This is a genomic window from Acinetobacter sp. NS-4 (genome assembly GCF_037402435.1).
Lineage (GTDB): Bacteria > Pseudomonadota > Gammaproteobacteria > Pseudomonadales > Moraxellaceae > Acinetobacter.
Genome location: NZ_JBBEUE010000011.1, coordinates 36,624 through 62,588 on the forward strand (window position 1 = coordinate 36,624; position 25,965 = coordinate 62,588).

Consider the following 25,965-nt stretch of genomic DNA (forward strand, 5'->3'; position numbering starts at 1 on the left):
TGGAGGTAATTATTCCTACTAAATTACTTGTATTTAAAATAGGTTTATTTATTTTTAAAGTATAAATTTTTTGATTAATCGACGAGCCAGCTTTATAGAATTACGACATCTGCGTTAATTTATTATCTTTTGCTAAAGAATTGAACGTCAGTAAAGGGGTTCTCAAAATTTATATGACTCAGCTTTCTCTCAGTCAACAAAGCAAGGATTATGAATAAGACGTTGATTTTAAATGCCATACCGTACCAAACATAAAGAGGAGTTTACCGAGGAAGGTGTGTTTTCCTTAAGCAGGTTCGCTTGACCCTGCACAACGCGATTCTGGACTTTACCAAAGCTCAGGGCATTGAACTCAAGATTGTACAAAAGGCTATAATATCCTGTCTAACATCCATCAACTCGATCGGGATAGGCTTAGATTGTACTACTTTGCTGGATTATATCGTGCCATTGATCATGAATGAACGCATGATTCACCATGGATATAAAGCTGCTTTATCCTTTCGGTAGATACAAACGTACTTACGGAGAAGCTCAGAGGTACATTTTTATTTCTTTTGAGAAATTATTTATTTTTTAATCTAAAGAGTGCCCAGATTTTGCAATTTTAGCTATTTTTCTAATTGGAGAGGCATCTAAAAAAACTATTCAAAAGCCCATTTTAATTAATTCCTAGGCAAATACCCTCTATCTTTTACTACTTAAGTCTAATGCGGTTTTCATGAATGAAAATAGGGATTTAGACGCCAAAAATATTGCGTAAATTATGTTTAACTCTAAATCAGCACTTAAGGAAAGTAGTAATCATTTAATTATCCCAAGTCAAGGCTCAAATTTCTTTGGTAAAAAATGAATTAAATCGTTTGTATTATCATGATAATGAAAAATTATTAGGTGGTGCTTGTTAATTATTAATATTTCAGAATATATATAAGCTGTAGGATTACCCTACAGCTTATTGTTCTAATTGATAATGTAGTACAAGCTGATCTTTTATTTTAAAGACCTAAAACCACTTGATATGGTTTAATCCTTCTGGAACAGCATTGGAAACCAATTGGATAAATGTTTCAGTTTTTCCATAAGCCATCCACTGATCCAAAGCTTCATAATAAGCCAGTCGATTCTCAACAGTGATTACACAAGATAGATAACCAACTTTAAGCAATTCTAGGTTCATTAGTAGAGGTGTTGTGCGACCATTACCATCAATAAATGGATGGATAAAGGGGGCATTACCCAGCCCCCCGTTCTGTTCAGGGCCGTCCTGTGGGTGCAGTATGCAGACATTGTTTTCACAATGCAGCCATCCGCAGAAGAAGCGAAAGTGTTTTATCGGGATGTGAAAGAACGGGTGGCCAAATATGGGCGTAAGCCGGATGAGTTAAAAGTATTCCAAGGTATTACACCTTTTGCAGCAGATACAGCAGTTAAAGCTGAAGAAATTAAAAATAATTTGGATGCACTGACTGATTATGGTTATGCATTGCAAAGATTTAAGCAAATATTCAAAAAACTGGATATTGAGTTAGATCAGCTGGATCAGCAATTGAACTTAGATCAGCTAAAAATTATGTCTGAAGCAGAGCAAAGTACCACAGCGAATAAGCTGCTATCAGCAGGCCTCTTCAGGGGATAGCTACGGGCTTTGTTAAATTCTCTTGTTACAGCGCAGGGCCATTGGATACCTGTAGGGACTGTAGCAGAAATTGCAACGCAGATGCAGCAACGGGTAAATGAATTCTGTGCAGATGGATTGATTGTACTGCCTTCTGATCTTGAGCATGGGCTCGATGGATTCCTCAACAGCATTGTGCCGCATTTAAAACGTCAAGGTGCATTTAGAACAGATTATGAAGGTAGGACATTAAGAGCTCACCTTGGATTGAAAAATTAAAGAAATATTGGAAGAAATCATGTCACAAAGTAAGAGCCATATTGGCTAAAATGAGCTGTTTTTTAATGCTTTTGAGCAAAATTGTGTCTCGTTGGCTTATCATGGTGTTTGGGCCCATCCAGAGTCTCAGCGTTTTGATTACACCCAGCCGGAATTCTGGATTGACTTAGCCAAAACTTTAGAAAGAGGCGATTTTGACAGCATATTTTTAGCAGATGTCGTTGGTGTACATGATTTATATATATAAAGGCGGTTATCAGACTTCGTTGGAACAAGCCATGCAAACGCTTGGTGGTGATTCCAGCGTTTTGATTCCTTTAATGAGCGCTGTAACGGAACATTTAGGCTTCGTTTTTACACAGTCCATTTTGCAGAAACCTCCATTCAATTTCGCGCGTCGTGTTTCTACGCTGGATCATATGACTAAAGGCCGAGTAGGCCGTAACCCTGAAGATATACTATTTTTCCAAGGGTTAACTTTTGTTGTAGGCGGTACTGATGAAGAGGCTAAACGTAAAGATGCAAGTTACCGTGAATATCTGTATGAAGAGGCCTTTGCTGCGCAGTTAAGCAGTGCAGCCGGTCAAGATATTTCGGCAGTAGATTTGAATACTCCGCTAGAAAAAATAAAAACCAATACACAGCAGGGATGGCTTAACAGCTTACGCCAGTCAGCGCCTGATCAAAGCTGGACTTTGGGGGAAGTACTGTTATGGCACCGCAATCGTCAGTTGGTTGGGTGTCCTGAGCGTTTAGCAGATGTGTTGCAAACTTGGAAAGACTCAGGTGTAGATGGCATTAATGTTACACATGTCATTTCTCCAGGCAGTTACGAAGATTTTGCAGATGGTCTTGCACCAGAACTTAGGAAGCACGGTTTATTAAAAACAGAGTATCTGCCAGGTACATTGCGCGAAAAACTATATGGGCAAGGTGACCGTTTAAAGACTAACCACCCGATTTCTAAACGTGAGCTCAGCTATTAAGAGAATGAACAATGGAAAATAATATTAATCTATTTAAACGAAATATTTTGGCGGCTATGGTGGCTTCTGCGGGAGCAGGCACGGTATATGCTGCCGAAGTCCAGGATACAAATCAAAAAGATGAAGTGACCCAACTTGAAACTGTTGTGGTTAAAGCGGAAAAAAAATCAAGTTTGCAGGCAGCCAAGAAAGCTTTAGAAAAAGTACCTGGTGGCACTAATTTGGTTAGCGCAGCGCAGCTGGAGAAAGGCAAGTCTGGCACCAATGAAGACGTATTAGCGTTACAGCCCGGGGTTTATGCAAAATCGCCAGGCAATGAAGGTACGAAAGTATCCATCAGGGGGTCCGGTATTAATCGTGGGCCAGGTGCACACGCTTCAGGCGTTCATACCCTTCTGGATGATATTCCTTTTACAGGGCCAGGTGGAACGCCTTATGAATTGCTTGAGCCATTGTGGCTAAACAGAGCTGAAGTATTTAGGGGGGCTAATGGTTTTGATAAAGGTTCTTTGGCTCTAGGTGGGGCAGTCAATTATGTGACTAAAACTGGAAAAGATGCTGAACGTCTGCAGCTTCGCTATGAAGCCGGTAGCCGAGGTTTCCAAAAGTATGCGCTGAGTTCTGGCCAAAAAATTGACGATCTTGATTATTATGTATCGCTTAATGGCTCTACCTATGATGGTTACCAAAAGCATAGTGAAGGCGATAGCAAAGGTCTTGCAGCGAATGTTGGCTACCAGATTAATCCAAATCTAGAAACTCGTTTTTATTTACGTTACCGTGAAACAGAGCATCAGACGCCTGGCCGTTTAACTAAACAGCAAATTAAGAATGATCCTAAGGCAGTAAATGCCTACAATCTGCAATATGACGCAAAACGCATTCAGCCAGGCAGTACTTGGCTGGCCAATAAAACAACCTTAAATTTGGATAATGGCGGCACATTGCAAGCAACGTTGGCTTATCACAATTATCCTATGGATTTGCAAGAAAGTCCGTACCGTACAGATGTGAAATATAGTGATATCTCTGCAAGCCTGTCATATCTGCAACCTTATGATTTGTTCGGATTGAATAGTGTAGCAAAGGCATCAATTCGCAGCACTACACATCGCCCGGATTCAGGTGTCACAGAATCGCTTCGTTTCGATAGAAACGGTTATGAAGCTGGAACGATTACCCGCAAATATACATATCGTGGTTCTGACAATGTGATTCAATTGAGCAATGAATCTGAGATACAGCCAAATCTATGGTTAAGCACAGGTTTAGCAGGCATTTATACCAAACGCGGCAGTGAAGTTTATTATCCAGTTACTAATGAAGAATTAAGCGAAAGCGATTGGGACTTTGCGCCAAGGCTGGGCTTGCGATATGAAATTAATCCAGACCTTCAAGTTTACGGTAATATCAGCAAGAGTGTAGAACCGCCACATCCATGGTCATTAATTTGGGGATCAAATAAATACTTTCCGCAAGGTAGCAGTCCTGCTGCTGGCCGTATGCGTGCGCCTATCCATTTGGATAATCAGGAAGCACAAACTTTTGAAATTGGTGGTCGCGGTGAAAGTACAATTGGGGGCTGGGATTTAAATTATTACTACTCTAAAGTCAAAAATGAGTTGTTGAGTGTTGAGATTTCTCCAATGCCGAATCCTGTTGTTGCCGAATCAAATGCAAGCCGCACCATTCATCAGGGGATAGAGGCAGGCCTGAACAGCTTATTGTTGAGTCAGGATGGCTTGGGCGATTTATCACTTCGCCAGTCTTATACCTATAGTGATTTTAAATACAAAAATGACCCTGTATTTGGAAAAAATCAGCTGCCCGGGTTACCTAAGCATTTTTATCAGGCACAGCTTAGAATGGATTTCTACAATGGCATATTTGCCAGCGTAAATACTGAATATGCCTCTAAAGTACCAGTTGATTATGCAAATTCATTTTATTCAGATGCTTACAATACTTGGGGCATCAGTCTAGGCTATCAGCCTGAAAGCAAGAAGTGGAATGCATGGATTGACTTCAAAAATATTGGTGATGAGCGCTATGCTGCCACGGTTACACCAGGTTACAACGATAATGGTTTAGATGTAGCACGTTCTACACCAGGTGAAAGTTTCTCAACATATGCTGGTATTTCCATTAATTTCTAATTAAGGCCTGCTTCTCTATTTAAGAGAAGCAGCCTATTTAAATAAGCAGTAAAAATTCAGACCTTGCTAATGCATATTCATAAATTGCTGACTCAGAAAAGTATAAATCAATAGACTTAGCTTAGTGCTCAAATGTTTCATGATAGTAAATATCTTTGTTTGGCAATTTACGGATAACAAAACTTGAAGTAAATAATCATGAGTGACTTGAGAAGACCTATATAAACAGGCTGTGTTGGCACATATTCATCAAAATGTTGCAAGTGTACAGCCGCCCTTGAAACGTTTGATGCTGTGAAATCTATATCACCTGCTTTGAATCGTAAAAAAATGGTATTGGTTGTTGGTTTACTTGCCGTGGGTCTTTTGCATATTGGGTTATATACAATTACTCAGCTGAATCAAGCTGTTGAAGCGCCGAAAAAGAAAATCACACCTGTTGAGGTGGAAATTATTAAATTAAGCCTGATTCGAATCATAAAATTTCTTCCCGGTTCTACCAATAGTGAATAGTTCTAACTGTGTTGAGAGATTCTTACTAGACAGTAGGAATACAGTATGATTCATGTCTACTTCACAGACAATAAAAAGCCCAATATTGAATTGGGCCTATGCTTTACTCTTCGATTTCGATGGGATCTCCATCCTCTGGGCGAATATGACGCACGCCATCATCTGCGGGATCAACACTTGAACCATCTTTAGTAATAGCGTTGTACATCTCATCCTCTTTCTTATCATCGATAAATTCTTCATCTTCAAGATCCAGAGGTTCGTTATCATCATCGAAATCTAAAGGCTTTTCTTCATCTTTCATGGCGATCCATCACTTATTTAACAAGACAATATCATGCTCAAACATTTGATAGAGTTATTCAATAGTCAGCAATCATCATTTGTGTAACTAGCACTTTAGATTACAGCTGATGCCTATATGGGAACGAATAGCCAACACGGCTTTTTGCATTTTCCAGCTATTTAAAATTATCGTAATAAAAAAGCCCTATTAAGTGCCTTTTTAGATTCAAAAAAATCATCTGGCAGTTAAAGCTGGTAACCTTTTTCTGTAGATGAAATGCCTGCAAAGCAAAATTTAGCTTTGGGTACAAAATTCGTTGCGGTTGGTGTAGATAGTAGTTTACCAATTAAATCGGTGACACAATTGCTGTCTAAATTTAAAGATGGCGTAGCACCTGCTCTAAGCGCCGTGCCAAGCGTCTATTAAGGAGAATATAGATGCAACTAAATAATCCAGACTTGCTGAAACAATAAGTATTTATCGATGGTCTTTGGCTTGATGCAGCAGATGGCAAAAGTTTTGCTGTGACCAATCCTGCTACGGGTGAAAGCATTGCACACGTACCAAGTGCCTCAACCGCACAAGTGGAGCAGGCTGTACTGGCTGCCGAGACCGCACTTCATTCCTGGAAAAATACCACGGCGAAAGAGCGATCAGTATTACTGCGTAAATGGTTTGACCTGATATTGTGGCCAATCAGGAAGATCTGGCAGTCATTTTAAGCACGGAACAAGATAAGCCATTAACAGAAAGCCGAGGTGAAATTCTGTATGGTGCGAGTTTTATTGAGTGGTTTGCAGAAGAAGCAAAACGTACCTATGGTGATGTGATTCCACATGACAAACATGGCCGCCGTTTAGTCGTGATCAAACAGCCGGTGGGGGGGGCGCAGCGATTACACCGTGGAATTTCCCGAATGCCATGATCACGCGTAAGGCGGGGCCAGCACTTGCTGCGGGCTGTAACATTATTATCAAGCCAGCTTCAGAAACACCATTGTCTGCATTGGCTTTGGTAGCGCTTGCAGAACAAGCGGGTATTCCGAAAGGGGTAATAAATGTAGTAACGGGTAGCTCACGTGAAATTGGTGGGGTACTGACCACGCATCCGGTCGTGAAAAAATTATCTTTCACAGGCTCAACTCAAGTGGGTAAGTTGTTGATGGAACAGTGTTCTTCCACCATGAAAAAAGTCAGCATGGAATTGGGCGGTAATGCACCCTTGATTGTATTTGAAGATGCTGATTTAGAGCGGGCGGTAAAAAAAGGTGCAATGGCATCGAAATTCCGTAATAGCGGTCAAACCTGTGTATGTAGTAACCGTATTTTGGTACATGCCAATATTCATGATCAGTTCCTAGAAAAATTGGCTGCTGCCTTGCAAAAGTTAAAAGTTGCACCGGCCTTTGAAGCAGGTGCAGAACAAGGTCCTTTGATCAATGAAAAAGCGGTTGAAAAGATCGAAGAACATATTGCCGATGCTGTGGGTAAAGGCGCAAAAGTCATAGTGGGTGGCAAACGTCATAAATTAGGTCAAACCTTCTTTGAGCCACCAGCATGTCAGATGTGACATCTGACATGCTGGTGGCTCAAAATGAAACCTTCGCACCGCTTGCACCGGTATTCAAATTCAGTACAGATGAAGAAGCGATCCAAATGGCAAATGATACTGAGTTTGGTTTGGCCTCTTATATCTATACCGAAAGCTTAAGCCATGCCTGGAAAGTTGGGGAAGCGCTTGAATACGGTATGGTCGGTATTAATGAAGGTCTGATTTCGACTGAAGTTGCGCCGTTTGGTGGGATTAAGGAATCTGGCACAGGATGTGAAGGTTCAAAATACGGTATTGAAGACTATCTACAAATTAAATATATGTGTATGGGTATTTAAGCAGGAATTATGGAAAATAAGGATCAATTGATCCTTATTTTTTAGCCCAAAATTAGAGGATGAAAATATGAAACAGCTTCTCACTTTAAGTTGAAATAAAAAACTTAAAATAGATTAAATGATCAATGATTTTAGCTGAGATAAAGGCTTACAAAGTTGAACAGAGTGATGTTGTAAAATGTTATTAAAGAAATTATATGCTGTTGATTTGACTTATTTTAAATAAAAAATATAGATCATCATTATTATGAAAATGGCAGATATAAAGCAATAAGTATTAGATCCACTTTCAGGTTTTATGTAAATCTAAGCAGCTGATATTAAAACAGCATCTATTTTGCACGAATTTATAAAATATACAATTATAGTTTGATTGAATTACTGTGTATAAATGTTGAGCAGGGTTGCCTATTTCTTTCTCGAGTTTTATATTAAAAATACAGTAGGTCGAGAGACGCTACAAAGTGGTTGGACGGATCAATGACAGCTTGTTGAGTTTGCAACCTTCGGGTTGAAACAAAAAATCAGCACTAGCCTTCCAACATAAAAGCCCGCAGAAATGCGGGCTTTCTTATTTTAATGAGCAAAAACGCTTTGCGAATGGCCCGGTTATAGCAGTAATCACTTTAGATCATTAAGGCTGATTAATATGATTTATTCTAAAAGTTAAGTATTTTCTGAATAGTATATTTAAAATAGATATCATCTATTAGTTTATAAAAAATTACATTGCCAAGAAATCTAACATCTCTAAATTATGGATAAATAAAACGTATGCTATAAAAAAGACTGGTTAAATAAAGATGGCAGAGAATAATATGACTCAACTGATTGAGGTGAAGGTTAAAGACCAATTTAGCAATATTTATGCAGTCCAAGCATTATTACGGGTGATTCCGGAAAATTCGGCCTTACATAAACTCTCATTATTTCAAAAGATTGAACATATCGTTGTGAATGGCGAAATTATTCGTCCAAGTATTGAGTTGCTTTTTGAAAGCCGTATTTCCGACAGTATTTATCGTATAGTTGAATAGTGAAAATATTTAAAAAAGCTCAGCAGACATCATTGAGGAAAGATAAAAACTCACTTATTTCTTATTTATGAGTAATAAGTAAAGGTGAGTTTTTATAATGGGAAAAACCAAGCTTAATAAATATTTTCAAGAAATCAATACGATTAAAAAAGCTCACTGCCGTGAGCTAAAGACCCATGCTTAAATTAAATTTAGCTCTACATCATATTTATTAAATTCCTGCATAACGTTTTCAATCACTTTGATTCCAATTGCATCATCACAACTAAAAATTTCATCATGGCCTTGTGTACTGTCATAACAGATGATTTGCTGGATTAGCCAACGATTTTCAACTTCTGTTTGTTCAATAATGACCCGAAGCGGTTGCAAATTTTCGCTGACTTGGCGGGGCAATACACTGGTAATAGCAAGTTGAATATGGGTCAGGTCTTGTTGAGGACTTAAAAATGTAAGCACCCAGTTACCTATTTTTTTTAAGTACATAGGATTGTCTGCTGGATGAAATTCTAAATAATGTAAGGATGTCATCATGAATTCCCCTGAAATATTTACTATATGGGGCTTTTAGCGAATATTTGCCATTCAGCTAAGGTCTTATTTAGAATAAAGCAATTGATTGTAGTTTAATCGAGCGATAGTGAAATAAATCCAATCTTATTGTTTTATAAGTATAAAAATGAATATTACCTAAATGGCTAAGACCTTAAATAAATAATAAAACATAAAAAAGCTCTTAATCTTGTTCAGCTCATCAGTTTCTGTAAAGAAGAATTGATCTGGCTGAGGCATCGGTTTAATTCCTGTGGTGCAATGCGACTTTCCTGTAATGTGGTGATCCATTGCATCTGACACTGTTTTAAACTGCGTAAATCGGTAGTTTGAAGAATGCGCGTGATCAGCTGTTTGGCCATTAAACCGCAGTGCTGTTGTAACAGTTGTACCATTAGCTGTTTAACTTGTTCAAAGTCCAGTATTTCTGCACTAAGTTGCATTTCATTTTCATGAGATGGTTGCTGTGCACTTGAATCCCTTATTGACGATTGGGAAATGCTGATCGGTTCGGCAAAGTGATCTTTAAGTTGAGTACTTTGGAGGGGAAGATCGGTTTCAATTTCTGTATTCAGGTTATTGGGTGCGAGTGTTTCCTGAATCTGCTGCTGAGCAGGGCAGCTAATTAAACCCATCTCGAGCAATTGTTCGAGTAATTCTGGCGGGGCAATACGACGTTTAAATTGTTCAGAGAGCAGATCAAAATCATCGGTGCCAATCAATAGTAATAGTCTGCGCTGACGAGCATTCAGATTCATTGAACGCTGTTTTAAACTTTCAATGCCTAAATCAGTTTTATGAAATTGAGTCATGCTTTAATTTACGTTGTAATAAATTAAGGCTGATTGTAGGGTTTAATCATGACAGGAATGTTAAAAAATATTACAAATCATAAGATTATAGCGTAACAATATTGGCATTCTCGAGTGCCTTACGCAAATAAGGGTCCAGATCTTCCTGACGAAGTAACCATTGCTTATAATCTGCCGGTAAATCCGCGATAGTAGTTCCGCGGTGTTTGCCGAAATTAATGCTACGGGGAATACGTGCTTCTTCCGATTTATTATAAAGTTCTTCAATGCTTTGAATATTTAGATGATGGATTTCATGCATTAAAATATTGGCAGTTAAAATAATATCCATATCGGCACGGTGCGCTTTTTTAATCATCTCGCGGGCTTTTTCACTGCCTTTGCTAATCATGTAAATAAGTGCAGAAATATTGTGTGCTTCGGCATCTGGCCAGACTAAACGTGCCAGTGCAAGGGTACAAATGGCTTTAATCTTGCTGGTATCTACGCCGCATTTTTCAATGGCACGAATATCATAATCAATATTGTGGCCAATAATATAAGTGGTTTCCTGTGGCAGGCTGAAAGTGCTGTAGTGAGGTTGGCCGACCAGCTCGGATTCCAGAATATGATGCACTGCCATGGCGGCAAAAGAGATCGGTTCATCGACACTATACAACTGGTCGAAAATTTTAGTCTTATCCAGTGTAAGTTTGCTGTCATGGATTTCAATCGGGGCATACGCAATTTCAATCGGCTGTCCATTTAAAGTATGGGTTTCGGTATCGAGAATAATTGCTTGCATGACTGGTCCATAACCGTAGCGATTGTTTGAGTCAATTTAACATTTTCAAATATGCGGAGACAAACTGAAAATACAGCCTTTTATCCATTCATGATTATTTCCGCACCGAGATGCTGTTTAAATGTGCTGCTTTGATGTCAGTACCCGAAATTAAAGCTTTATATTGATAAAAGCTAGCTGGTCTTTATGAATGAGTGTCATTTTTTGAACAGCATTAGGATATTTCCATATTGCTGAGAATCAGCATATTTCAAAATCATCAAAACATTTTTAAATGCGATTTAAGCATGGCAAAAGGTTGTCTATAATCATGGTAAAAATAAGCGTTGATTCGGTTTTTAAATAATCATGTTGTTAGTGATTTTTATCTTTAAAATTTTACCCTCACAAAAAACCGCAAAATATAAGTTCAAGCAAGAATATTTTACTAAATTGATATTGTTAGATATTTGTAAAAGCATAAAAACCATCACTTTAAAAATCAATTATTTAACATTCAGTAAAATCCATCCTGTTTTTATGCTGTTCATTTGGTCTGAAATTGCATTGTTCCAAATGCGGAAGAGGGGTAATAGTTTGTATTCATGATTACTTAAATCATCAAAATAAAAACATATAAGGAAATGCAAACATGAAAAAAACATTTGCTACGGTGTTGCTAAGTGGTTCGGTCATTCTTTTAACAGCATGTGGAAGTGGAGATGGCGACTCAAATTTTATTCCAAGTAATGGAATACCAATAAACAATATTCAAAATCCAGTGGTGCGAGTGGATGCTTATACTGATCCCAATACCGGAGATGAATACCCAGATCTAAATGCAGACAGGCAATTACTGACTTACAAAATGTTAGGTGTTGATGACAAGGAAGTACAGGCGACTTCTTTAGTCTTTACTCCAACCACTGCCGTTCCTGAAAATGGATGGAAAATTGTGGTGTGGGCCCATGGAACGACTGGTGTGGCTGATAAATGTGCGCCAAGTGAGCAAGGTTTGGGAAATACAACAGTTTTGATTCAAAAATTACTGGATGCTGGCTATGTGGTAGTTGCCCCGGATTATGAAGGTTTAGGATCGGAAGGAAATCATCCATTCCTGAATCTGAAAAGTGAAGCTTATTCCATTACCGATGCTGTAGTTGCGGCACGTAAATATTTAACCGATCAGGGAGAAAAAGTATCTACAGAATGGCTGACGGTTGGGCATTCTCAAGGCGGGCATGCAGCTCTGGGTGCTGCACAATATGCATCCCGAGCAAATTTAAATTACAAAGGCACCATTGCGGTTGCACCGGCTTCAAATTTGGCAGCTATTTTGACAGGAGGTGAAAACTCAGTCAAAGGACTGCCAGGAAATGTACAAACCCCTGTATATGCCAAGTTAGATATGTTTACGGCTTTAATTGTGGCGGGTATGCAAGGACATACTGTGTCTGTAAATTACAATCAGGTATTTAAACCTCAATCAGCCGCGATTGCGCCAATTGCAGAAACAGAATGTGCCCCTGATGTTGCAAATACCTTGGGTACTGCGATGGGACAATATGCAGCAACTCATAATAATTCATTGGCCGATTATGGTCGTACTCAAGACAACTTTATGACTGTGCCTGTGATTAACAATTTTCTGGTCGGTGATTCGCAACCGGGCAGTGTTAAGTTAAATCAGCGGGTGATTATTTATCAGGGTTCAAATGACACCACTGTACCTGAAGGGGCAACCTTATTGTTAAAGGCTGTGCTTGCATCTAAAGGAACGACATTTGAATATATTGACGATAAATTTATTACAAATGTGGCCGATCGTTGGGATCACAGCACAGTCGTGAGTGCAAATGTCGACAATATTGTCACAGATGTAAAATCTCTAATGCCAATTCAATAACTTGATGTGACTATCAATGCTCATGCTTTTTTCAAGGCATGAGCATTTTTTATTTAAAACTGAGTAAAGTTCATTCTCAATATTTATAAACTTCATGCTACAATACGCGCCAATCTTAGCACGGCTTAAAAGCCCTAATTTAATAGGACCTCGCTAATGTTTGCCAATATCTCTATTGCTGAATTTGATCCGGAAATCGCTCAGGCAATCGCTAACGAAGATGCTCGCCAAGAAGCGCACATCGAGTTAATTGCTTCTGAAAACTATTGCTCACCAGCAGTAATGGAAGCACAAGGATCAAAACTCACTAACAAATATGCAGAAGGCTACCCAGGCAAACGCTATTACGGCGGTTGCGAATACGTAGACGTAATCGAACAATTGGCAATTGACCGTGCTAAAGAACTCTTTGGTGCTGACTACGCTAACGTTCAGCCACATGCTGGTTCACAAGCTAACTCAGCTGTTTACTTGGCGCTGCTTAACCCAGGCGACACAGTTTTGGGTATGAGCTTGGCTCACGGTGGTCACTTGACTCACGGTGCAAAAGTAAGCTTCTCTGGTAAAACTTATAATGCTATTCAATACGGTTTAAACCCGGAAACTGGTGAAATCGATTACGAAGAAGTTGAACGTTTAGCTGTAGAGCACAAACCACGCATGATCGTTGCTGGTTTCTCTGCATACAGCCAAATTGTAGACTGGCAACGTTTCCGTGAAATCGCGGACAAAGTTGGCGCTTACCTATTTGTAGATATGGCTCACGTAGCAGGTTTGGTTGCTGCTGGCGTTTACCCAAGCCCAGTTCAAATTGCTGACGTAACTACAACGACTACCCATAAAACACTGCGTGGTCCACGTTCTGGTTTAATCCTTGCGAAAGCAAACGAAGAAATCGAGAAAAAATTACAATCAGCTGTATTCCCAGGTAACCAAGGTGGTCCATTGGTTCATGCTGTAGCTGCTAAGGCAATCTGCTTTAAAGAAGCAATGGCACCTGAATACAAAACTTACCAACAACAAGTCGTTAAAAATGCTCAAGCAATGGCTGAAGTATTAATTGCTCGTGGTTATGACGTGGTTTCTGGTGGCACTAAAAACCACTTGTTCTTGTTGTCTTTAATCAAACAAGACATCACGGGTAAAGAAGCTGATGCCTGGTTAGGTGCTGCTCACATCACTGTGAACAAAAACTCTGTACCTAACGATCCACGTTCTCCGTTCGTGACTTCTGGTATCCGTATTGGTACTCCAGCTGTTACAACTCGTGGTTTCGGTGAAGCTGAAGTACGTGACCTTGCTGGCTGGATCGCTGACATCCTGGATGCCAAAGGTGACGAAGCTGTAATTAACGCTGTTAAAGCTAAAGTTGAAACTGTATGCGCTAAATTCCCTGTTTACGCAAAATAAGTTTCTTACTTAAAAAAGTCTCCTGTATGGAGGCTTTTTTTTGCATTTTTTTATGACACCAGCTGTGGAATGTTCTGTTGCATGGCTTTTGGATAAGGGAGTTTACTCGGTTTGTAATATTGTGCCCAAATTTGGGAAGCGGCTGGGCGTTTTTGTTCGCTATCTTGAATACCTTTATAAAATGCACCCATTGCCCGATAAATCTCGGTTAAATTTTTGTTGGTAATTGCATCACTACTCAGAAAATAAGGCTGCAAAATACAAAAGCCACGATAGTCAAATATCTGAAAAAAGGGTATGACCAAATGAATATTCATCTGCTGTTCGCCATAATTACGTACATGTAGGGAAATGGCATCAGTACGTATATGCGGTAGGCAAGCATACATTTCATAACCCAGCACATTATAGGGGTATTTTTCAGGGTTGGTATCCAGCTGCCTTAATGGTCCATCCGGTCCTTCCATATGGCTAAAAAAGGTATGACCCGGTGGAAAACTGGTGGGTGTCAGGCTTTGCTCGGGAGAGGTACGGGGAACCATTCCGTGAATATGCAGCAACAAAAAATGGCATAACTGACCTGCACGATATAAAGCGTCATAAAATGGTGATTGATGTAAATTGCTATTGGTTTTTTGCGTATCTTCCGCCAAATAAATAGGATTTCTGGTGGCTTTGATGGTTTGCAGGGCATTTAAAACATATTGTTTGCTTGATTCAGAAATGACCGGTTCAAATAAAAACTGGCAAATATGCTGGGTCACAAAAAAAATTGAGGCATTAATCTGGGCAATCCGACAGGTAGTTAAAGCATCCGAGATTTGCTGCCCCAGCATCTGGCTGACTTGCTCAGGACGGAACCAGCGTAGCGAAGTTTCAGCTTGCTCAGCAATGACTTGTCCAACATAAGCAGATAGAAACAAAATAAAGAAAAAATTGGCATCATCTTCCAAGAATTTATCAACTGAAACCATATAATTCTGGCGAATTTCACGCATCAGATCATCTAAACGATCCAGACTAGAAATGCTATGGTCAAGGTTAGAAATCTGGATCAGATTTTGAAAAGCAGAGCCGCAAAAGAGTGGATAAGCTTTGAAATACATGCTTTGTAAATCGTGCATTTGTTCTGTAAATTTATGGCGTTCATCTGCAAATATAATTTGATAATTCAAAATAATTGCTTCAATTTCCTGGCTGATGCTGAGCGGTAAATCATCTTCACAAAAATGTTTTGCCACATAGTGCAGCGGTAAAATAATTTGATTATTGCAATTCAGCGCATAGCTATGTAAAAAGTTATTGGGACGATCGCGAAATTTTATAAAATTGGTTTGTAATTCTTCAAAATTTTGCCATTTTTCATCAAAGCCCAATTTCTGGCTGATAAATTGCCCTATATAACTGGCGATCAGGTAGACTGTCTTCAGTTTTAGCGGATCTTCAACAAAATCTGCAGTTTGTGTACCTATTTGCTTTTTAAATGCTGTAAATAGCTGATCCAGTCGCTCAAAACTGGCAAATGTACCATCAAAATTAACGGTTTTAAGTGCAGAAGCAATATAAAATTCATGTTGGTGTTCTGGAGTTTGAAAATGACTGCGAATATTCTGCATAAAATCGTGAGAGCCAGGCTCCACTGCTGAATGAAGTTCAGTAAGCGACATCGTATTATTCTTGTTGAGTAATTATTTATATACATATGTATACTTGAAATAAATTATAAATCAACTAAATAGTTAGCCTTATTATTACTGAATGAAAAAAAAGTGGAAAAAGAGGAATTTTAATATGCAAAGACCCACAATTGTTATTTCACAACAAGATCTTGAACGTTTAGAAACCATGCTTGAGCATCAATCTAAACTGACACCCACGATGCAACATCTGGAAGATGAGCTTGCACGTGCTGAAGTGGTTGCTCCAAAAGATATGCCGGCAAACGTGGTGACGATGAATGCACGGGTATCGATTATCATTGCGCCTGCAAGTGAACCCACAACCATTACCCTGGTTTATCCGCATGATTTTCTCGGTGAAAAAGGGCAGGTCAATGTACTTGCACCTGTCGGTGCTGCCATTTTAGGATTGGCTGAAGGTCAGGAAATAGAATGGCCGCAGCCAGATGGTCACATTATGAAAGTTAAAATAGAACGCGTGTTGTATCAACCCGAGCGTGAAGGTGATTATCTATAATCAAGCTTTATTGTCTTGGTGAGAAAAAGCCCCAACTCAGGGGCTTTGAATATTTGAATGGGACAATTAGTGTTTACTGATCTTATCTAGATATCCCATCATAAATGCAGAGAACACAAAGGTCAGATGCATAATGATGTACCACATGATTTTGTCATTCGGAATATTTTTAGCGTCCATAAAAATGCGTAGTAAATGAATGGATGAGATGGCGACAATCGAAGCAGCAACCTTGAGTTTAAGCGAGTTGGCATCCATTTTTCCAAGCCAGTTCAGGTGGGTATCTTCATTTTGAATTTTCAGTTGTGAAACAAAGTTTTCATAGCCGGAAAATATCACCATCACAATTAAACCTCCCACCATGGTCATATCGACCAAAGATAAAATCACCAGAATTAAGTCGGCTTCAGAATATTGCAAAATATGCCGCAAAACATGCCAGACTTCCTGAAAAAATTTAATCGCCAACAGCAGCAGTGCAAATGAAAGCCCAAAATAGACCGGGGCTAAAATCCAGCGTGCTGCATACATGGTATTGTGAAAGAAACGTTCCATTCATTCATTACGTGACATTCTTTATGTTTTGACTCGATCAAAAATAATTCAATTTTAAAATTCGAGAATTATTTATTTTTTTTTAATGGCTTGTGATTGTTTAAGTATTCATTTGGTTCCACAGTTGATAGATCTAAGCTTTAAACCTTAAATCAGAAAATTTCAAAACTTCAGCACGTATTGTGCTGTTCACTGTCAAACGTTTGACAGTGTTTATCACGCTTTAAGGGCAGACTGTATTTCAACAACACAACCTTGCAATAACAATTGAAATATAAGGAATAGCCATGAGCCAAACTCAGACAAAATCATACGATCCGAATGACCAGTATCAGCATATTCAGGTCAAACCGATTACCGGCCGTATTGGTGCAGAAATTGAGGGGATCAAACTCTCTTCAACGCTAGATCAAGATACGGTCTATGAAATTAACCATGCTTTGGTCAAGTACAAGGCAATCTTCTTTAAAAACCAGCAACATTTAACCGATGATGAGCAAGAGGGTTTTGCGGCATTATTAGGTAAGCCTTTGAACCATCCAACCGTTCCGGTAAAAAGCGGAACAGCACATGTACTTGAGCTGGATTCACGTGGCGGACGTGCCGATACCTGGCATACTGACATCAGCTTTATTGAAGACTATCCAAAGGCGTCCATTTTACGCAGCATCGTTGCACCGGCGGCAGGCGGTGATACCGTTTGGGCAAACACCACATCAGCTTATAACGATTTACCGGCAGAACTGAAAATTTTGGCAGATAGCTTGCGTGCTGTGCATAGCAATGATTATGACTATGCCTCTAAAGTGACGACCAACCCACGCATTGATGCTGAAAAATATCGTGCACTATTCAATTCAACCGAATATGAAACAGAGCATCCATTGGTGCGGGTACATCCTGAAAGCGGAGAGAAAACCTTGTTGTTGGGTCACTTCTTCAAACGCTTTGTCGGTTATAACAGCCAAGATTCACGTCGCTTATTTGAACTTTTCCAGGACTATGCGGTAAATTTAGAGAATATCGTGCGTTGGCGCTGGAGCGTAGGGGATGTGGCAATCTGGGATAATCGCGCAACTCAGCACCGTGCCATCAACGATTATGGCGACGACCTGCGTGTGGTACGCCGTGTCACCATTGAAGGCGATATCCCGGTTGGGGTGGATGGTCGTCCAAGCGTGAACTTGAAGAAAGTGGTGAAACAGGACATTTCTAATTTTACTTTCGAAAATGGTCAAATTTTAGAAAAAGCCTCTTAAAGACTAAATTAACCAATTGGCTATCTAGAATCGTAATGATCTGAATTCGAGATATACATAGCGCTAAAAATTGGTTGGTCTAAAAATATAAAAAACCTAGTATTTGTTTACTAGGTTTTTTTATTTGAATGAGATCGATAAATTTCCATGCTCAGTCGCGCAGACAAATTACAGCAGATCTTTGCAGAGGATGCGGTCTTTTCCGGATTCACAGCACAGTCACATCAAACATTATTGCAGCAGGTGAAATATCTGCGCTTTTTACCACAACAACAGATTTTGCGTTATCAGCAAAAACTGGATGATATTTATGTGTTGCTGTCTGGAAGGATGCAGATTGGCTGGTTGCTCAGTGAGGGCGAGTTTAAAGTCAGTGACTATGTGAAAATGTATTCGGTGTTTAACTTGGTGCCATTTTTACAGCAAAAACCGCTAAATTTCGATTTTTATGCCGTAGAGCAAGTCGAAGTCGCCGTGATTTCAGGTCAGGTTTTTCTGGAGCAATTACAGCAGCGGCCACCAGCCATGTGGCAGATTATTCAGTTACTGGGAGAACGAATGTATGGCTTGATGGAGAAAAACCGTTATTTACAAACCGCGAGTATCAATCAAAAAATTGCGCGACATTTAATCATCTTGGGACAGCAGGCAACGCCCCTAAGTCAGACCCATTCAACCATTCAATTTAAAATGAGCCAGCAGGATTTTGCCGAATTACTGAATGTATCGCGGCAAACTTTAAATAAGCAACTGCAATATTTTATCCAACAACACATTGTCGAGTGGAATTATAGCCAGATTCGAATTCTCGATATGCAGCGCTTAAAACACATCAGCCAGTTATAAATCTGTTACTTAAAAAAGTAATGAACGGAATTTTCTTTGCCCAATCCATTTGCACTCAAAAATTCAAGGCAATAAAAAAGGCAAAGTAAACACTTTGCCTTTTCTGACCGGTGTCGATCTTAGTGGTGATGACCACCTGCACCGTGTACGTGACCGTGTTCTAATTCTTCAGCAGAAGCTTCACGAATTTCAACGATTTCAACTTCAAAAGTTAAATCTTGACCAGCAAGTGGGAAGTTTGCATCTACAACAATATTCTCGCCTTCAACCGCTTTAACAGTAACGATTTGAACGCCATCGTCAGTTTGAGCTTGGAACTGCATACCAGGTTGGATGTTGTCTACACCTTGGAACATTTTAGCTGGAACTTCTTGTACTAGGTCAGGATTGTATTCGCCATAACCTTCAGCAGCAGGAACGTTTACAGTGAATTTTTCACCAACAGTTTTGCCTACTAAAGCGTTTTCTAAACCAGGGATGATGTTGCCTGCACCGTGCAAATATGCAAGTGGCTCACCTTGTGATTGGTCGAGAGTTTCTCCCTCTGCGTTAGTCAACGTGTAGTGGAAAGAAACTACGAGGTCATTTGCAATAGCAGTCATGTTATTGATCCATTCAATTTTTTAAGGGTACATAATAAAGTGAAAAGCGAATTTTGTAGACTAAATTTAGCAAAAATCTGCATTTTCCATACTTTTATGGCGTTTTTTTAATAGTGGGGATGGTTTTTCTAATTTCAATACAATTTTTTCATTGAAACTGTATTTCTGATCATAAAACAACGCATCTTGATTCACCCTCCGTCATACTCCAGCAATTTGATGATGGTTGAATGACACAGTGAAGCTTTGGGGCAATTTGAGCATGTTTTGAGGGGTATTGAATTTGTGCTTCTATGATATCCAGCATGAATTTTCGGCCCAAAAAAAGAAGATGGCTATATATACCATCTTCAATTCATTGCTTTTATCTAAATGATTATTTGATTAATTTGATAGTTAGATCGCCTGGCTGAAGTCTATCCATTAACCTAGAGGATACATTTTGACTTCAGCTTTTTCAGCGGAAAATAAACTAAACAGTTGCTTGAACCAGATGGCAATTTTTTGCAAGAAATTGGCTTCTTCAATTTGTACATGATCTTCAATGGCAATGGTTCGGATCAGCTGATTATTTTGATAAACCTGTACAGTGGCCAGTTGCATGACTTTGGCAAGCGGGGCAGAAAGCAATTGCTCATTGATTTTCACATTTAAGTGCGTTTTGGTTTCTTGTAAGGGTTCGATCGCCTGAATGGTGCCATTGCCTGTATTCAGCATAATACGTTGATTGGCTGTGTCATAGGCTTGCAAGTCAATGGCATAGGGCTGATCGTATAAAGACGTGGTCACAATTTGCGGTTTTTGGGTTTCCAGTTTAAACATTTTTAAAGTAGATTTAATCACCGGCAATTCAGCAATTAACTGTTTATCTTTAATTGCTACTTCATTGCGAGTGTAGGTATAGGCCATGTCTAAAAGGGTATGGGCAACCTCAGCACGTTTTAAAGCATTTTTTGTACCCATAACCACCACAATCAAACGACGTTCAGGCATTGTGGGATTAGCGGTCGGACGGTGTGCAGTGAGTGCCAGGTTATAACCCGCCGCTTTGGTAAAACCAGTTTTTAAACCATCCACACTCGGGTCAAATTTGAGCGCCAGGTTGGTTGCACGGTGAAAACGTTTGTTATAACTAAAACTTGGCATCACTGAATAGTGCAAATATTCAGGGGTCTGAATAGTCAGTGCTTGACCCAGTAGCGCCATGTCGTGTGCAGATGAAAAATGATCCGGCATGGTCACACCAGGTGCATTGGCAAAATGCGTATCGTTCATTCCCAACGCTTTGGCTTCCTTATTCATGCGTTCGATGAAAGCTGGAACATTGCCTGAAATACGTTCTGCCAAAGTCACAGCCGCATCATTGGCTGACATCACCACCAGACCTGCCAGAAGCTGATCTACAGTAATCTGATCACCTTGTTTAAGATACATCTGTGATTCATCCCACTGCACCATTTTTACCACCGGTGTCGCCGTGATGATCTCATCTTTCTTTAAACGACCCGCTTCAATTTCTTTCAGTGCGATATAAGCGACCATCATTTTGGTCATGGATGCCGGTGCACGTTGCTCATGGCTGTTGTGCTCGGCGATGACTTGTCCAGATTGGGTATCTAGAATAGTCCAAGCTGGGGCTTCAACACTTTCAGGTACAAGGTTCAGTAATGCAGCATTGACTATCGTGGAGCACAATAAACTTAAAGATGCGATGAGGTAGATCAGGTGTTTCAATGAAGTTCCTTATTGACTAATCCCTTAGCCATAAATACAAAAAAATCTTAGGCATGCTATGCCTTTTTTTTGGTGCTGACTAGTCCAAACTGTAGACAATTGCGACAGTTCAGCATTGCAGGCTAAAAAAATGCTAAGCTAACCTTAAGTTAGGTTTTAAAAATTTTATATTGCCCATTATGTTGCATTATCAAATCGAATTTGACGATTATCGTCAACATCTGCTCCATGTCACTTTGCGTTTTGTCGCTGATCCAACCCAAGTATTGTCATTGCCGACCTGGATTCCGGGAAGTTACCTGATTCGTGAATTTTCAAAGCATATTGAATCCGTCCGTGCTTATGATGAAGATGGCCGTATTTTACAAATCCAGAAATTTGAAAAAAATAAATGGCGCTTATTTAACACCGATCATGAACTGATTACGGTGGAATATGATGTTTATGCCTATGATTTATCGGTACGTGGCGCCTATGTCGATCAAACCCGACTGTATGTGAATCCGGCCTGTGCATGCCTAGGTCTGCAAGGGCAGGAAGATAAAGCGGTTGAAGTTGAAGTATTCTTGCCAGATGAGCTGAAACATTTCCAATTGGCTACAGGCTTAGCTTCTAAAAGTTTAGTGAAAGGTCGGTTTACGCTTAAAGCAGAAAACTATGCCCAGTTGATTGATTCACCATTTGAATTGGCAGAGCAAACGCGCTTTAGCTTTGAAGCCAATGGTATTCCGCATGAATTTGTGCTGTCTGGCAAACATGCCATGAATGCCGCGCGCATGCAGCAAGACATCGAAAAAATCTGTAGCACTGAAATTTCAATGTTTGGTTCTGCGCCATTTTCCGACTATACCTTTATGACCATGGCGACAGGCAATAGTTATGGCGGTTTGGAGCATCCGAACAGTACCAGTTTAATTACCCCGCGTGATGACTTGCCGAAAGCGGATGAACCTGATGAACCGTCTGCAGATTATCAGCGTTTCTTGGGGCTATGTAGTCATGAATATTTCCATTCATGGTTGGTGAAATTTATCCGTCCTGAAAATTTCGTCAATTATGATTTAAACAAAGAAGGCTACACTTCGCTGCTTTGGATTTTTGAAGGTTTCACTTCGTATTATGATGACCTGATTTTGCTACGTAGTGGTGTGATTTCTCAAGAATCATATCTGAAATTATTAAAGGCACAGATTGATCGTTACTTACAGAATCCGGGGCGTGCGATTCAAACTGTTGCAGATTCAAGTTTTGATGCTTGGGTGAAATTCTACCGTCAGGATGAAAACTCGAATAACGCCGGGACCAGCTACTACAACAAGGGTTGTTTGGTGGCTTTGTGTCTGGACTTGGGTTTACGTTTACGAGGTTCAAGCCTGGATGCCTTAATGCGTAAATTGTATAAAAATGCGCAAAATGGTGTTCAAGTTAATGAGCGTACCATCTTCGAGTTGTGTAATGAATTAACCGGTGATAACTGGCTTGAACAGATCAATCATTTGATCAATACCACAGATGAATTGCCGCTGGATCAATTACTGCCTGAGTTTGGTCTAAGTTTTGACATTAAAAATGACAAGTCATTGCCATTTGGCTTAAAAGCTGTAGATAAGCCTGAAGGCGTGGTTATTCAAACTGCGCGTCGTGATGGTGCAGCTGCTCAAGCAGGATTGTCTGCCAATGATGTCATTATCGCGATTGATGGCTTGAAAGCGACAGCTAAACTTGTTGAGAAGTATGCAAAACAAGAGGGTACTTATACTGTGCTTGCTTTCCGCCGTGATGAGTTGATGACTTTTGAAGTTCAGGCAGGCGGTTCTGAATTGACTGAAGTTGAACTGAAAATTGAAGATCAAGTTAAGGCTGAGAAGTGGTTAGTGGCAATTTAATCCGCCTTTAAATACTTTGTATAAAAGAGGATGTTTACATCCTCTTTTTTTGTTCTATGCTTTATTAAAGCCTCATTTTAAAAAGTATAAAAATGAAAAAGAGCAATAATTTCGATATCCCGATCTGGGGATTAATATTGCCTATGGTATTGGCTCACCCGGTCAATATTTACTTTCTGGATGGGAAGTATTTATTTGATGCAGCACTTTTGTTCGCTTGTATTTTTACAATTGTTGCTGTGGTCAGCATTAAGCTTGTGTACGATTTTTTTAAGAATAAATTTCGTTCTAAATAACCTAAGTTTTATTTGATGATTTAATAAAAATTATGTAAAACCGATGCTTAGGCATCGGTTTTTAAATTACTATATAATGTTTCTAACGAAGGTAAATTTAGACAATATTTCCAATGATCTCTTATTTTTTCTAAAGATATTGAATTTTGTTCATCTAAAGATTCTTGAGGAATGAGGTATTCAATGTTGTCTAATATTATTGGTAAGTCTGTAGCTCGATAATCAGAACGTAAAGATAGATTAGTAAATGTTATTTGATCACCTTCTATTTTATATCTGACATTTGTGTGTATATTTCGGTTTTCATCCAGTAAATAGTCAATACTCACGTTTTCTAGAGGCTGATTGTAATTGTCTTTGAAACTAGTGATTCCTCTTTTTAAATCATTAAAAAGTTTTCCGAGAATACCTAAAATGTATACATGATTAATATGTTGATTATGTCGTAAGTAAATATTAATTATTCCATAAAATATGTTTAGAACACTTTTAGGCATCTCTAAGATTTCAAGGTTGTAAGTAACTTTAATAGATGTTTCTGAAAATAAAACATTTTCTATTCTGTGAGTTATATTATTTCTTATAAAAACTGCAAGACGATAGATTTCAGTCAGTATTTTATCACTTGCTGTACTTTGATTGTTTTTTAGTTTTTTATACTTTTCTTTGTATGTTAATGCTTTATCTAATTCATGATTATTAATATATACTGATATTCTTTTATCTACATAAAAATCTAATAGTGAAAAAATACATATAAATTTTGTATAAGGAACGGTTTCTATTTCACTAGACCCATAATTCTCTAGAACCTCCATATTGAGTGAAATTTTTGAATCCTCAATTACAGAATAGGAAGAATAAGTTATATTAGTGATTTCTATATTTGAATTTTCGAGAAAATTGAGATTAGTTTGAATAAAGGCTACTTGCATCATTTAATTGAACTTATTGCTAAATATTTTTCAATAGCATAACAAATTCGATAAGAAATATTTAGCTATTTAATTCCCCCGATAAGTTGAATATCCATAAGGACTTAATAAAAGCGGAATATGGTAATGCTCTAAACTGCCATCAATCACAAATACCACAGGCACTTCAGGGAAGAAAGTCCGCTGATTTTTTGTTTTAAACCAGTCACCGGTTTTAAAGGTGACTTTATAAACACCTTTCTGAAGATTGGTGTCTTTGGGGTATAAGTCTGTAACCCGGCCTTCGGCATTCGTTTTAGCTTCATTGAGTTTGGTCCATTTATCACCTTGTTGTGCTTCCAGTACTACGGATACATTTGAAGTAGGTAAACCGGTATCCAGATTCAACACATGAACACTTAAAGGATTTTGAGCAAAACTCAAAGTCGAAAAACTGGCGATTAAAATAGAAAGAATAGTTGTTTTCATCATGCTGACTTCAATTCAAATTTTAAATCGGTTTACATCATATAAAACACTTCTATTTTGGGATTGGCTATAAAAAAAGGGTGCATGGAGCACCCTTTTGTAAAAGAATATAATTAACTGCGACCACGCCCACGACCACGTGGTGCTTTGGCATTCGGACGAGTCGTACCGTTGGTCTTACGACGCGGTTTCTCACTTTCATCCATTTGCCAGATACGTTTAGTCCCCGATTTTTTCACAGAACCATCTTTGTTCTTGCGAACCATTGGCTTGCCACCTGTACCACCCGGTTTTTTCACATAAGAACGTGAACGGTATGGCTCTTCGGCAGGTACATCTTTAAAGTCTGGGTATAATAAAGGTTCAATTTCTTTTGTTTCACCAGGCTGAAGACCCAGTTGAACTAAATCAATAGCGCCAATCTTGGTACGGATTAAACGTAAAGTTGGAAAGCCTACAGCAGCAGTCATACGGCGAACCTGGCGGTTACGGCCCTCACAGATTGAAATTTCAACCCAAGAGGTAGGCACAGATGCACGGAAACGAACCGGTGGATCACGATCCCATAACCATTCTGGCTGTTGCACTTTAATGGCTTTGGCCGGAAGAGTTATACCATCTTTCAGTTCAACACCTTTACGAAGTTGTTCTAATGCTTCTTCAGTAACATCACCTTCGACTTGAACAACATAAGTTTTAAACTTCTTGTTGGCCGGATTGGTGATGTATTGGTTTAAACCGCCGTGGTCGGTTAAAAATACTAAACCTTCTGAGTCCATATCAAGACGACCCGCCAAACGCAAAGTCGGGTCATCTACGAAGTCCGCCATGGTCATGTGCGCTTCGTCTTTACGGAATTGGGAGAGGACGTCATAAGGTTTGTTGAGAATGACGATTTTCATAGGAAATAACTTCTTTAATTACATAATACTAAAAAAGGTTAAGTTTTATTCAATGGGGAAATGTTGTTATTTCCCGTAT

General features: G+C 39.1%; 24 protein-coding genes and 3 pseudogenes. 15 read left to right on the forward strand and 12 right to left on the reverse strand.

Annotated features, from left to right (window positions below; genetic code table 11):
* Positions 1–121 precede the first annotated feature (121 nt).
* Positions 122–474, forward strand: a pseudogene (locus WAE57_RS10040) (hypothetical protein); the annotation flags it as partial.
* Positions 475–998: 524 nt separating this feature from the next.
* Here the strand turns inward: WAE57_RS10040 and WAE57_RS10045 are convergent.
* A pseudogene (locus tag WAE57_RS10045) lies at positions 999–1,237 on the reverse strand (Fic family protein); the annotation flags it as partial.
* A gap of 63 nt (positions 1,238–1,300) precedes the next feature.
* Between WAE57_RS10045 and WAE57_RS10050 the strand changes: the two are divergent.
* The 5 genes from WAE57_RS10050 (at position 1,301) to WAE57_RS10070 (ending at position 5,552) form a co-directional block, all read left to right on the forward strand.
* A complete protein-coding gene (locus WAE57_RS10050) occupies positions 1,301–1,639 on the forward strand; it encodes a hypothetical protein (RefSeq protein WP_337710537.1) in 339 nt (112 codons plus the stop codon).
* A 9-nt stretch (positions 1,640–1,648) separates the two neighbouring features.
* Complete coding sequence (locus tag WAE57_RS10055; protein WP_237787857.1) at positions 1,649–1,897, forward strand: hypothetical protein; 249 nt, start codon at positions 1,649–1,651, stop codon at positions 1,895–1,897.
* A 230-nt stretch (positions 1,898–2,127) separates the two neighbouring features.
* Positions 2,128–2,883, forward strand: coding sequence for a hypothetical protein (locus WAE57_RS10060; protein WP_337710538.1), 756 nt, complete (start codon positions 2,128–2,130; stop codon positions 2,881–2,883).
* Between the two features lie 11 nt (positions 2,884–2,894).
* Complete coding sequence (locus WAE57_RS10065; RefSeq protein WP_337710539.1) at positions 2,895–5,039, forward strand: TonB-dependent receptor; 2,145 nt, start codon at positions 2,895–2,897, stop codon at positions 5,037–5,039.
* Between the two features lie 294 nt (positions 5,040–5,333).
* On the forward strand, positions 5,334–5,552 hold the full coding sequence (locus WAE57_RS10070) for a hypothetical protein (protein ID WP_337710540.1): 219 nt from the start codon (positions 5,334–5,336) through the stop codon (positions 5,550–5,552).
* 103 nt (positions 5,553–5,655) lie between these two features.
* On the opposite strand, the gene WAE57_RS10075 is transcribed toward WAE57_RS10070, so the two are convergent.
* Positions 5,656–5,856 (reverse strand): hypothetical protein, encoded by a 201-nt coding sequence (locus WAE57_RS10075; RefSeq protein ID WP_086175941.1) that lies wholly within the window; start codon positions 5,854–5,856, stop codon positions 5,656–5,658.
* A gap of 258 nt (positions 5,857–6,114) precedes the next feature.
* Here WAE57_RS10075 and WAE57_RS10080 point away from each other — a divergent pair, with 258 nt between their 5' ends.
* From WAE57_RS10080 to WAE57_RS10090, 3 genes and pseudogenes are all read left to right on the forward strand, one after another.
* The gene (locus tag WAE57_RS10080) at positions 6,115–6,264 is read left to right on the forward strand and encodes a hypothetical protein (RefSeq protein WP_237787854.1); all 150 of its coding nucleotides are present in this window, start codon (positions 6,115–6,117) and stop codon (positions 6,262–6,264) included.
* A gap of 53 nt (positions 6,265–6,317) precedes the next feature.
* A pseudogene (locus WAE57_RS10085) lies at positions 6,318–7,727 on the forward strand (NAD-dependent succinate-semialdehyde dehydrogenase).
* Between the two features lie 818 nt (positions 7,728–8,545).
* A complete protein-coding gene (locus WAE57_RS10090) occupies positions 8,546–8,764 on the forward strand; it encodes a hypothetical protein (protein WP_237786602.1) in 219 nt (72 codons plus the stop codon).
* A gap of 180 nt (positions 8,765–8,944) precedes the next feature.
* Here WAE57_RS10090 and WAE57_RS10095 read toward each other — a convergent pair whose 3' ends face one another.
* The 3 genes from WAE57_RS10095 to WAE57_RS10105 form a co-directional block, all read right to left on the reverse strand.
* Positions 8,945–9,295: a hypothetical protein gene (locus WAE57_RS10095; RefSeq protein ID WP_237786601.1), complete on the reverse strand. Its 351-nt coding sequence runs from the start codon at positions 9,293–9,295 to the stop codon at positions 8,945–8,947.
* A 215-nt stretch (positions 9,296–9,510) separates the two neighbouring features.
* On the reverse strand, positions 9,511–10,128 hold the full coding sequence (locus WAE57_RS10100; RefSeq protein ID WP_237786592.1) for a hypothetical protein: 618 nt from the start codon (positions 10,126–10,128) through the stop codon (positions 9,511–9,513).
* 85 nt (positions 10,129–10,213) lie between these two features.
* Positions 10,214–10,912 carry a 3'-5' exonuclease gene (locus WAE57_RS10105; protein WP_237786591.1) on the reverse strand — a complete coding sequence of 233 codons (699 nt, stop codon included), beginning with the start codon at positions 10,910–10,912 and terminating at the stop codon, positions 10,214–10,216.
* A gap of 631 nt (positions 10,913–11,543) precedes the next feature.
* On the opposite strand from WAE57_RS10105, the gene WAE57_RS10110 reads away from it, so the two are divergent.
* Together WAE57_RS10110 and glyA are read left to right on the forward strand one after the other, a co-directional pair.
* Positions 11,544–12,797, forward strand: a complete 1,254-nt coding sequence (locus WAE57_RS10110) for an alpha/beta fold hydrolase (RefSeq protein ID WP_337710541.1) — start codon at positions 11,544–11,546, stop codon at positions 12,795–12,797.
* 156 nt (positions 12,798–12,953) lie between these two features.
* The gene (gene glyA, locus WAE57_RS10115; protein ID WP_337710542.1) at positions 12,954–14,207 is read left to right on the forward strand and encodes a serine hydroxymethyltransferase; all 1,254 of its coding nucleotides are present in this window, start codon (positions 12,954–12,956) and stop codon (positions 14,205–14,207) included.
* 50 nt (positions 14,208–14,257) lie between these two features.
* Here the strand turns inward: glyA and WAE57_RS10120 are convergent, their stop codons facing one another.
* Entirely contained in the window at positions 14,258–15,874 is a 1,617-nt protein-coding gene (locus WAE57_RS10120) for a hypothetical protein (protein WP_337710543.1), read from the reverse strand.
* A 124-nt stretch (positions 15,875–15,998) separates the two neighbouring features.
* Here WAE57_RS10120 and rnk point away from each other — a divergent pair, with 124 nt between their 5' ends.
* Positions 15,999–16,403, forward strand: coding sequence for a nucleoside diphosphate kinase regulator (gene rnk, locus WAE57_RS10125; protein ID WP_086175935.1), 405 nt, complete (start codon positions 15,999–16,001; stop codon positions 16,401–16,403).
* Positions 16,404–16,469: 66 nt separating this feature from the next.
* Here rnk and WAE57_RS10130 read toward each other — a convergent pair whose 3' ends face one another.
* Positions 16,470–16,958 (reverse strand): TIGR00645 family protein, encoded by a 489-nt coding sequence (locus WAE57_RS10130; protein WP_337710544.1) that lies wholly within the window; start codon positions 16,956–16,958, stop codon positions 16,470–16,472.
* 287 nt (positions 16,959–17,245) lie between these two features.
* Here WAE57_RS10130 and WAE57_RS10135 point away from each other — a divergent pair, with 287 nt between their 5' ends.
* Both WAE57_RS10135 and WAE57_RS10140 read left to right on the forward strand, forming a co-directional pair.
* Positions 17,246–18,217 (forward strand): TauD/TfdA family dioxygenase, encoded by a 972-nt coding sequence (locus WAE57_RS10135; protein ID WP_337710545.1) that lies wholly within the window; start codon positions 17,246–17,248, stop codon positions 18,215–18,217.
* Between the two features lie 147 nt (positions 18,218–18,364).
* The gene (locus tag WAE57_RS10140; protein WP_337710546.1) at positions 18,365–19,063 is read left to right on the forward strand and encodes a Crp/Fnr family transcriptional regulator; all 699 of its coding nucleotides are present in this window, start codon (positions 18,365–18,367) and stop codon (positions 19,061–19,063) included.
* A gap of 119 nt (positions 19,064–19,182) precedes the next feature.
* Here WAE57_RS10140 and slyD read toward each other — a convergent pair whose 3' ends face one another.
* Positions 19,183–19,665, reverse strand: a complete 483-nt coding sequence (gene slyD / locus WAE57_RS10145; RefSeq protein WP_086175931.1) for a peptidylprolyl isomerase — start codon at positions 19,663–19,665, stop codon at positions 19,183–19,185.
* A gap of 423 nt (positions 19,666–20,088) precedes the next feature.
* A complete protein-coding gene (locus WAE57_RS10150; RefSeq protein WP_337710547.1) occupies positions 20,089–21,399 on the reverse strand; it encodes a D-alanyl-D-alanine carboxypeptidase PBP6B in 1,311 nt (436 codons plus the stop codon).
* Between the two features lie 179 nt (positions 21,400–21,578).
* Between WAE57_RS10150 and WAE57_RS10155 the strand changes: the two genes are divergently transcribed.
* A complete protein-coding gene (locus tag WAE57_RS10155; RefSeq protein WP_337710548.1) occupies positions 21,579–23,285 on the forward strand; it encodes a M61 family peptidase in 1,707 nt (568 codons plus the stop codon).
* Between the two features lie 343 nt (positions 23,286–23,628).
* Here the strand turns inward: WAE57_RS10155 and WAE57_RS10160 are convergent, their stop codons facing one another.
* From WAE57_RS10160 to WAE57_RS10170, 3 genes are all read right to left on the reverse strand, one after another.
* Complete coding sequence (locus tag WAE57_RS10160; protein WP_337710549.1) at positions 23,629–24,519, reverse strand: hypothetical protein; 891 nt, start codon at positions 24,517–24,519, stop codon at positions 23,629–23,631.
* Positions 24,520–24,585: 66 nt separating this feature from the next.
* Positions 24,586–24,984: a hydroxyisourate hydrolase gene (gene uraH / locus WAE57_RS10165; protein WP_337710585.1), complete on the reverse strand. Its 399-nt coding sequence runs from the start codon at positions 24,982–24,984 to the stop codon at positions 24,586–24,588.
* Between the two features lie 113 nt (positions 24,985–25,097).
* A complete protein-coding gene (locus WAE57_RS10170; protein ID WP_337710550.1) occupies positions 25,098–25,886 on the reverse strand; it encodes an rRNA large subunit pseudouridine synthase E in 789 nt (262 codons plus the stop codon).
* Positions 25,887–25,965: the final 79 nt, after the last annotated feature.

What these genes read in the sequence shown, in the direction of transcription:
- WAE57_RS10050 (WP_337710537.1), top strand. Translation starts at nt 1,301, where the DNA reads ATGCAGCCATCCGCAGAAGAAGCGAAAGTGTTTTATCGGGATGTGAAA.
- WAE57_RS10060 (WP_337710538.1), top strand. Translation starts at nt 2,128, where the DNA reads ATGATTTATATATATAAAGGCGGTTATCAGACTTCGTTGGAACAAGCC.
- WAE57_RS10065 (WP_337710539.1), top strand. Translation starts at nt 2,895, where the DNA reads ATGGAAAATAATATTAATCTATTTAAACGAAATATTTTGGCGGCTATG.
- WAE57_RS10075 (WP_086175941.1), bottom strand. Translation starts at nt 5,856, where the DNA reads ATGAAAGATGAAGAAAAGCCTTTAGATTTCGATGATGATAACGAACCT.
- WAE57_RS10080 (WP_237787854.1), top strand. Translation starts at nt 6,115, where the DNA reads ATGCCTGCAAAGCAAAATTTAGCTTTGGGTACAAAATTCGTTGCGGTT.
- WAE57_RS10090 (WP_237786602.1), top strand. Translation starts at nt 8,546, where the DNA reads ATGACTCAACTGATTGAGGTGAAGGTTAAAGACCAATTTAGCAATATT.
- WAE57_RS10095 (WP_237786601.1), bottom strand. Translation starts at nt 9,295, where the DNA reads ATGACATCCTTACATTATTTAGAATTTCATCCAGCAGACAATCCTATG.
- WAE57_RS10100 (WP_237786592.1), bottom strand. Translation starts at nt 10,128, where the DNA reads ATGACTCAATTTCATAAAACTGATTTAGGCATTGAAAGTTTAAAACAG.
- WAE57_RS10105 (WP_237786591.1), bottom strand. Translation starts at nt 10,912, where the DNA reads ATGCAAGCAATTATTCTCGATACCGAAACCCATACTTTAAATGGACAG.
- WAE57_RS10110 (WP_337710541.1), top strand. Translation starts at nt 11,544, where the DNA reads ATGAAAAAAACATTTGCTACGGTGTTGCTAAGTGGTTCGGTCATTCTT.
- glyA (WP_337710542.1), top strand. Translation starts at nt 12,954, where the DNA reads ATGTTTGCCAATATCTCTATTGCTGAATTTGATCCGGAAATCGCTCAG.
- WAE57_RS10120 (WP_337710543.1), bottom strand. Translation starts at nt 15,874, where the DNA reads ATGTCGCTTACTGAACTTCATTCAGCAGTGGAGCCTGGCTCTCACGAT.
- rnk (WP_086175935.1), top strand. Translation starts at nt 15,999, where the DNA reads ATGCAAAGACCCACAATTGTTATTTCACAACAAGATCTTGAACGTTTA.
- WAE57_RS10130 (WP_337710544.1), bottom strand. Translation starts at nt 16,958, where the DNA reads ATGGAACGTTTCTTTCACAATACCATGTATGCAGCACGCTGGATTTTA.
- WAE57_RS10135 (WP_337710545.1), top strand. Translation starts at nt 17,246, where the DNA reads ATGAGCCAAACTCAGACAAAATCATACGATCCGAATGACCAGTATCAG.
- WAE57_RS10140 (WP_337710546.1), top strand. Translation starts at nt 18,365, where the DNA reads ATGCTCAGTCGCGCAGACAAATTACAGCAGATCTTTGCAGAGGATGCG.
- slyD (WP_086175931.1), bottom strand. Translation starts at nt 19,665, where the DNA reads ATGACTGCTATTGCAAATGACCTCGTAGTTTCTTTCCACTACACGTTG.
- WAE57_RS10155 (WP_337710548.1), top strand. Translation starts at nt 21,579, where the DNA reads ATGTTGCATTATCAAATCGAATTTGACGATTATCGTCAACATCTGCTC.
- WAE57_RS10160 (WP_337710549.1), bottom strand. Translation starts at nt 24,519, where the DNA reads ATGATGCAAGTAGCCTTTATTCAAACTAATCTCAATTTTCTCGAAAAT.
- uraH (WP_337710585.1), bottom strand. Translation starts at nt 24,984, where the DNA reads ATGAAAACAACTATTCTTTCTATTTTAATCGCCAGTTTTTCGACTTTG.
- WAE57_RS10170 (WP_337710550.1), bottom strand. Translation starts at nt 25,886, where the DNA reads ATGAAAATCGTCATTCTCAACAAACCTTATGACGTCCTCTCCCAATTC.